Below are 3,404 nucleotides of genomic sequence, written 5' to 3' on the forward strand. Positions count from 1 at the left end.
ACATTTACGAAAATCCTATCGGATTTTCTACGTTAGTGTTTTATTTAGTAAATTAGTAGTTTAAAAAACGCTACAAAACATACACAAACCCGTTGGCATAAATTAGATGAGAAAGATATTTCAAACATTTTTATACTTGATTCCAATAATTTCAATGGGACAAAATGTACTTAATTTGAATCCTATCGAAATTCGAGATTCAGGATTCGATTTTACACAAGAATATATTGAAAAATTCAATTCAGCAGAAAGCATTAAGAATTGTGAAAAAGTTTGGAGTAAAATAATTGCCGAGAACAGAGATATTGATAATCCCACAGATAAAGAAAAGGAGATTTTAAAATATTGTGATGAAACAAAAGAAAATCCTTGGAATGTTGATAATGGAGGTTGCAGTTGGTATTGCGGAGGAGGTTTAGATATTAATTCTGCCACATCAGAACTTCAAGAACAAAATGGAATTAATTACAAAGCAGAAAATATTCACGATTTAAATTATAAAACAGCTTGGATTGAGGGTGTAAATGGATATGGAATTGGAGAATCCATAACTTATGATTTCCCGCCAGAAAATCCTAGAATTACAAAAATAATTGTTGTCAATGGATATGTGAAAAGTGAGAATTCTTGGAGAAATAATTCACGAGTAAAACGATTAAAGGTTTATTTAAACAATAAAGAGTTTGCTATTTTAAACCTTAAAGACATTAAGTTCGGACAAGTATTCGAATTTAAACCAATTGGAATACAAAAAAGAGAGAATGAAAAAGAATTAAAAAAAATGAACAGATGGAATTTACGTTTTGAGATTATGGATATTTACAAAGGAGAAAAATATGATGATACAGCAATTACTGAAATTTACTTTGATGGAATTGATGTACATTAAGATATAACTTATGCCAACACTGCATATAATTTATTGCTAGTTCTAGCCGATTTACGAAAATCCTAGCGGATTTCCTATTCGGTTTTTATTTGCTAAATTAGTGCTTTAAACACGCAACAAACCATATTCAAACCCGTTAGCCACAAAAATAAAACAGATAATGAAAATTTTAAGAAAATATTTTCCTTTTTTGGTGTTTTTTCTCCTTCTGACTCTTTACAGTTCAGAATTAAAACAAAATTTTGAGCAAGTAATATTTAAAACTGAAAGTAAGAATAAAATCAAATTAACTATATCTACTAATTGGTTTGAATTTAAGGATGGAATGCATAACTCAATTGAAATTGAGAAATTAATCATATCAATTAATTCAGGAGTGATTTTCAAAAACTATTATTTCGGAAAAAAGAGAAATGAAAGAATAAATAAAGTAACTCAAATTGAATGGTTAAAAAATGATAGTCTGATAGTAATACATTCAAAATTGATAAATACTCAAGAAAAAATTGACAGTTTGTATTGGCTGAAAGACTAAACCAAATGAAAGAAAACTGTAATTAGATTGAATAGTAAATGTGTTTATGAATGATATTTGAATTACATATTTTAAGATATCATTTTCGATTTTACTATTTATGGATATTGAGAAAGAGTGATTTAGAAATAAAAATTTCAGTGGCTAACACTGTTTATAATTTATAGCTTGGTTCTAGCACATTTACGAAAATCCTATCGGATTTTCTATGTTAGTGTTTTATTTAGTAAATTAGTAGCTTAAAATACGCTACAAACCATACACAAACCCGTTGTGGTTCATTATAGGAAAAAAAATATGAAAAAGATTGAAAAAACGGAGGTCAAATGTTAACAGATAAAGATCTCGATAATATTGATAAAAATTTAAGAGAATTAGAAAAAGAAGGAGTGAAAAATATTCTTAAGTATTTTGATAGGATTCACGATAAATTATTCACATTTAATAATATTCTTCTTGCTGGTTATTTTGCTTTACCACAATTTTTTGATTCTATTTCTATTTATGGAATAATCATCCCAATTTTAAATTTAGGTTTTTTACTTCTCATTGAATATAGAATGATGGAAAAGAGTAGATTTGATTCTGATGTCCGAAATAAAACCCAAGTACAAATTGACAAAAATGGAAAAAGTATAGATAAAACCAATAGATATTCATTGTATGCAATTTTATCTACTTTAATTGTTGCAGGAATTTTTATGTACAAACTATTTACGATAAATCCAATTTCGAAAACTAATGAAAGTGCAATTGAATATATTGAGAGAAATGATTCATTAGCAATTAAGAAATCGACTATTATTGAGAAAAGTAAGATTTTGGGCGCTTGGACTGATAATGAAACTGAAAATGCAACAATTGCATTCGACAAGGATTCAGTTGTCTATGTAGACTTATTAAGGTACTATAAATATCAAATATTTAATGACCAACTTTTAAGATATTTTGAAAATTCAATAGATACATCTACAATAATAAAATTGACTAAAGATTCATTAGTTTTAAAGAATCATAAATACATAGAAAATTATGAGAAGTTCAATGATTAAAATAACGAAACCACAACAACTGGTATATTTTATTGTTTAGTTCTAGCACACTTACGAAAATCCTCACGGATTTTCTTGGTCAGTAATTATTTACTAAATTTAGTGCTTAAACACTCAACAAAACATACCAAAAACCGTTGCCTTTAATTGCGGAAAAGAAACATTTATGAAAAAATATTTACCTCATTTAATAATAATCGCATCGATTGGGATGATAATTTGGAATGCATACGAAGGAGAATCATTTAGACATTATATTTCAAGTATTTTATTGATTATAGCTATGATAATTACAATATTTGATAAAAAAAATAAGCTTAAAAAAATAAACAAAAACGAAAAAGATTTATGAAAAAAAACTATTTCTACCTCATTGGATTTATTATAATTATGATTGTAAATTATTTTATTAAAAAATATTCTAATCACGATTATTCAGAAAACCTGAATCAAATAAATTTATATGATATTATTGAAAATGGATTGAGACCAATTGGAATTTTTCTATTAATCAACTTCTTTTCAAGAAAAGGAATGAAAATACAAACATTTGCGATTTTTATTTTGGTAATAATGATTATAGAATCTATGTTTAGATATTTTAATGATAAATCCATTATTGAATATAACTATACAATTGGAATGATTATCGGATTGATTCTTGTATACTTTATTGATATGATTAAGAACAAAATTATTGATAAACCACAATTGACAAACAACTAAAGGCAACAACTGGTATATTTTATTGTTTGGTTCTAGCACACTTACGAAAATCCTATCGGATTTTCTTGGTCAGTAATTATTTACTAAATTTATAGCTTAAACACTCAACAAAACATACCAAAAACCGTTGGGTTTAATTACGATAATGAAAAAGATACTGATACTTCTGATATTGATTTTAATTTTTAGTTGTTCTGAAAAA

4 protein-coding genes are annotated in these 3,404 nt (G+C 26.1%); all 4 read left to right on the forward strand.

Annotation, left to right across the window (positions count from 1 at the left end):
• Positions 1-106: 106 nt before the first annotated feature.
• The 4 genes from BLU40_RS17215 to BLU40_RS17235 all read left to right on the forward strand — a co-directional run bounded on the left by BLU40_RS17215 (position 107) and on the right by BLU40_RS17235 (position 3,202).
• Positions 107-889 (forward strand): NADase-type glycan-binding domain-containing protein, encoded by a 783-nt coding sequence (locus BLU40_RS17215; protein ID WP_139171004.1) that lies wholly within the window; start codon positions 107-109, stop codon positions 887-889.
• Positions 890-1,049: 160 nt separating this feature from the next.
• Entirely contained in the window at positions 1,050-1,424 is a 375-nt protein-coding gene (locus BLU40_RS17220) for a hypothetical protein (RefSeq protein ID WP_090126712.1), read from the forward strand.
• A gap of 326 nt (positions 1,425-1,750) precedes the next feature.
• Complete coding sequence (locus BLU40_RS17225; protein WP_090126715.1) at positions 1,751-2,476, forward strand: lipocalin-like domain-containing protein; 726 nt, start codon at positions 1,751-1,753, stop codon at positions 2,474-2,476.
• A gap of 348 nt (positions 2,477-2,824) precedes the next feature.
• Positions 2,825-3,202: a hypothetical protein gene (locus BLU40_RS17235; protein WP_090126721.1), complete on the forward strand. Its 378-nt coding sequence runs from the start codon at positions 2,825-2,827 to the stop codon at positions 3,200-3,202.
• Positions 3,203-3,404: the final 202 nt, after the last annotated feature.

This window comes from Lutibacter oricola, assembly GCF_900106565.1.
GTDB classification, from domain to species: domain Bacteria; phylum Bacteroidota; class Bacteroidia; order Flavobacteriales; family Flavobacteriaceae; genus Lutibacter; species Lutibacter oricola.

Excerpts from the sequence above, each read along its gene's own strand:
- BLU40_RS17215 (WP_139171004.1), top strand. The coding sequence starts at position 107 with ATGAGAAAGATATTTCAAACATTTTTATACTTGATTCCAATAATTTCA.
- BLU40_RS17220 (WP_090126712.1), top strand. The coding sequence starts at position 1,050 with ATGAAAATTTTAAGAAAATATTTTCCTTTTTTGGTGTTTTTTCTCCTT.
- BLU40_RS17225 (WP_090126715.1), top strand. The coding sequence starts at position 1,751 with ATGTTAACAGATAAAGATCTCGATAATATTGATAAAAATTTAAGAGAA.
- BLU40_RS17235 (WP_090126721.1), top strand. The coding sequence starts at position 2,825 with ATGAAAAAAAACTATTTCTACCTCATTGGATTTATTATAATTATGATT.